A 4,321-nucleotide genomic window follows, 5' to 3' on the forward strand; every position below is an offset into this window, starting at 1 on the left:
GTAGCCGGCCTGAGAGGGCGACCGGCCACACTGGGACTGAGACACGGCCCAGACTCCTACGGGAGGCAGCAGTGGGGAATATTGCACAATGGGCGGAAGCCTGATGCAGCGACGCCGCGTGAGGGATGACGGCCTTCGGGTTGTAAACCTCTTTCAGCAGGGACGAAGCGCAAGTGACGGTACCTGCAGAAGAAGCACCGGCCAACTACGTGCCAGCAGCCGCGGTAAGACGTAGGGTGCGAGCGTTGTCCGGATTTATTGGGCGTAAAGAGCTCGTAGGCGGCTTGTCGCGTCGACTGTGAAAACCCGCGGCTCAACCGCGGGCCTGCAGTCGATACGGGCAGGCTAGAGTTCGGTAGGGGAGACTGGAATTCCTGGTGTAGCGGTGAAATGCGCAGATATCAGGAGGAACACCGGTGGCGAAGGCGGGTCTCTGGGCCGATACTGACGCTGAGGAGCGAAAGCGTGGGGAGCGAACAGGATTAGATACCCTGGTAGTCCACGCTGTAAACGTTGGGCGCTAGGTGTGGGGAGCCTCTCCGGTTCTCTGTGCCGCAGCTAACGCATTAAGCGCCCCGCCTGGGGAGTACGGCCGCAAGGCTAAAACTCAAAGGAATTGACGGGGGCCCGCACAAGCGGCGGAGCATGCGGATTAATTCGATGCAACGCGAAGAACCTTACCTGGGTTTGACATGGCCGCAAAACTCGCAGAGATGTGAGGTCCTTCGGGGGCGGTCACAGGTGGTGCATGGCTGTCGTCAGCTCGTGTCGTGAGATGTTGGGTTAAGTCCCGCAACGAGCGCAACCCTCGTTCGATGTTGCCAGCGCGTTATGGCGGGGACTCATCGAAGACTGCCGGGGTCAACTCGGAGGAAGGTGGGGATGACGTCAAGTCATCATGCCCCTTATGTCCAGGGCTTCACGCATGCTACAATGGCCGGTACAATGGGCTGCGATACCGTAAGGTGGAGCGAATCCCAAAAAGCCGGTCTCAGTTCGGATCGGGGTCTGCAACTCGACCCCGTGAAGTCGGAGTCGCTAGTAATCGCAGATCAGCAACGCTGCGGTGAATACGTTCCCGGGCCTTGTACACACCGCCCGTCACGTCACGAAAGTCGGCAACACCCGAAGCCGGTGGCCCAACCCTTGTGGAGGGAGCCGTCGAAGGTGGGGCTGGCGATTGGGACGAAGTCGTAACAAGGTAGCCGTACCGGAAGGTGCGGCTGGATCACCTCCTTTCTAAGGAGCACCATCCACTGAAAAGTGGTATGGAGCCCGCGACCTGCGAATGTCGGGTCGGGGTGCTCATTGGCGGAGACACTGGCGAGCTCGATGCCGGCAACGGCTGGGGATGTCTAGTACAGCCACTTCGGTGGTGGGAACGGTTTTCTCTGGTGCGGCTGGCGCCGAGTGATTAGCACCCTGTTGGGTCCTGAAAGAATAACCGGTTGGTTGTCTTTCAGAGCCGTAGGCGAGCGGAGATGCTCGTCGGGCGCCAGGCATGGCCTGGCCTCGCATACCGGCCACCTGTGGGTGGTGTTGGTGTGGGGCTGTGGGGTTGTGGGTTGGTTGTTTGTTGAGAATTGCACAGTGGACGCGAGCATCTTTGTGGTCAAGTTGTCAAGGGCGAACGGTGGATGCCTTGGCACCAGGAGCCGATGAAGGACGTGGGAGGCCGCGATAGGCCTGGGGGAGCTGTCAACCAAGCTGTGATCCCAGGGTGTCCGAATGGGGAAACCTGGCTGGAGTCATGTCCAGTCACCCACACCTGAACACATAGGGTGTGTGGGGGGAACGCGGGGAAGTGAAACATCTCAGTACCCGTAGGAAGAGAAAACAAAATGTGATTCCGTGAGTAGTGGCGAGCGAAAGCGGATTGAGGCTAAACCGGTTGCGTGTGATACCTGTCAGGGGTTGCGTGGTCGGGGTTGTGGGACCCTGCGACACAAGCTGACACTTGTGTGAGGAGTTACAAAGCCAGTTGCTAGTCGAACAGTCTGGGAAGGCTGACCGTAGACGGTGAGAGTCCGGTAGGCGAAAGTGGCTGGTCTTCTGTGGGTGTTCCCGAGTAGCGGCGGACTCCTGAAATCTGCCGTGAATCTGCCAGGACCACCTGGTAAGCCTAAATACTTCCTGGTGACCGATAGCGGACTAGTACCGTGAGGGAATGGTGAAAAGTACCCCGGGAGGGGAGTGAAATAGTACCTGAAACCGTTCGCCTACAATCCGTCGGAGCCTTTAGGGGTGACGGCGTGCCTTTTGAAGAATGAGCCTGCGAGTTAGTGGCATGTGGCGAGGTTAACCCGTGTGGGGGAGCCGTAGCGAAAGCGAGTCTGAACAGGGCGTTCAGTCGCGTGTCCTAGACCCGAAGCGGAGTGATCTAGCCATGGGCAGGCTGAAGCGCGGGTAAGACCGCGTGGAGGGCCGAACCCACCAACGTTGAAAAGTTGGGGGATGACCTGTGGTTAGGGGTGAAAGGCCAATCAAACTCCGTGATAGCTGGTTCTCCCCGAAATGCATTTAGGTGCAGCGTCGCGTGTTTCTTGCCGGAGGTAGAGCACTGGATGGTCTAGGGGGCCCACAAGCTTACCGAAATCAGCCAAACTCCGAATGCCGGTAAGTGAGAGCGCGGCAGTGAGACTGCGGGGGATAAGCTTCGTAGTCGAGAGGGAAACAGCCCAGATCACCAGCTAAGGCCCCTAAGCGTGTGCTAAGTGGAAAAGGATGTGGGGTCGCATAGACAACCAGGAGGTTGGCTTAGAAGCAGCCACCCTTTAAAGAGTGCGTAATAGCTCACTGGTCAAGTGGTTCCGCGCCGACAATGTAGCGGGGCTCAAGTACACCGCCGAAGCTGTGGCATTCACATTTTACTTCGCTAGGATCCTTGAGGTTCTGGTGCAGGTGTGTGGATGGGTAGGGGAGCGTCGTGCCGGGGGTGAAGCAGCGGAGTGATCCAGTTGTGGACGCGGCACGAGTGAGAATGCAGGCATGAGTAGCGAAAGAAGGGTGAGAAACCCTTCCGCCGGATGACCAAGGGTTCCAGGGCCAGGCTAATCCGCCCTGGGTGAGTCGGGACCTAAGGCGAGGCCGAGAGGCGTAGTCGATGGACAACGGGTTGATATTCCCGTACCCGCGAAGGAGCGACCCTGATGAACCTCGTTGTGCTAACCACCCGAACCGCGGGAGGTCTTCGGACTGAACGTGGGGAGCGTGGGAACCTGGCGGGTAGTAGTCAAGCGATGGGGTGACGCAGGAAGGTAGCTGAGCCCGGCCGGTGGTTGTGCCGGGGTAAGCGTGTAGGCCGTGCTGTAGGCAAATCCGCAGCACATATAGGCTGAGACGTGATGCCGAGCCGATTCAGGTGAAGTCAGTGATCCTATGCTGCCGAGAAAAGCCTCTAGCGAGTTCCGAGCGGCCCGTACCCCAAACCGACACAGGTGGTCAGGTAGAGAATACCGAGGCGATCGGGCGAACTGTGGTTAAGGAACTCGGCAAATTGCCCCCGTAACTTAGGGAGAAGGGGGGCCGGAGACGTGAAGCCCCGCGCGGGTGGAGCGTTGTATGGCCGCAGAGAGCAGGGGGAAGCGACTGTTTACTAAAAACACAGGTCCATGCGAAGAAGTAATTCGATGTATATGGACTGACGCCTGCCCGGTGCTGGAACGTTAAGGGGACCTGTTAGCTCTTTCGGGGGCGAAGCGGAGAACTTAAGCGCCAGTAAACGGCGGTGGTAACTATAACCATCCTAAGGTAGCGAAATTCCTTGTCGGGTAAGTTCCGACCTGCACGAATGGCGTAACGACTTCCCCACTGTCTCAACCACAGGCCCGGCGAAATTGCATTACGAGTAAAGATGCTCGTTACGCGCGGCAGGACGGAAAGACCCCGGGACCTTTACTATAGCTTGACATTGGTATCTGAATTAGCTTGTGTAGGATAGGTGGGAGCCGGTGAAGTCCATACGCCAGTATGGGTGGAGGCAATCTTGAAATACCACTCTGGTTGATTTGGGTATCTAACTTCGGACCGTTATCCGGTTCAGGGACAGTGTCTGGTGGGTAGTTTAACTGGGGCGGTTGCCTCCTAAAAGGTAACGGAGGCGCCCAAAGGTTCCCTCAGCCTGGTTGGCAATCAGGTGTTGAGTGCAAGTACACAAGGGAGCTTGACTGTGAGACTGACAGGTCGAGCAGGGACGAAAGTCGGGACTAGTGATCCGGCACTTGCGTGTGGAAGCGGTGTCGCTCAACGGATAAAAGGTACCCCGGGGATAACAGGCTGATCTTCCCCAAGAGTCCATATCGACGGGATGGTTTGGCACCTC

At 57.9% G+C, this 4,321-nt stretch carries 2 rRNA genes; both read left to right on the plus strand.

Annotated features, from left to right (window positions below):
* Positions 1-1,239: ribosomal RNA gene (locus AB0L91_RS35215) — 16S ribosomal RNA — on the plus strand; the annotation flags it as partial.
* Between the two features lie 371 nt (positions 1,240-1,610).
* Positions 1,611-4,321: ribosomal RNA gene (locus tag AB0L91_RS35220) — 23S ribosomal RNA — on the plus strand; the annotation flags it as partial.

It is taken from the genome of Nocardia sp. NPDC051833 (genome assembly GCF_040681225.1).
Classification (GTDB): Bacteria; Actinomycetota; Actinomycetes; order Mycobacteriales; family Mycobacteriaceae; genus Nocardia.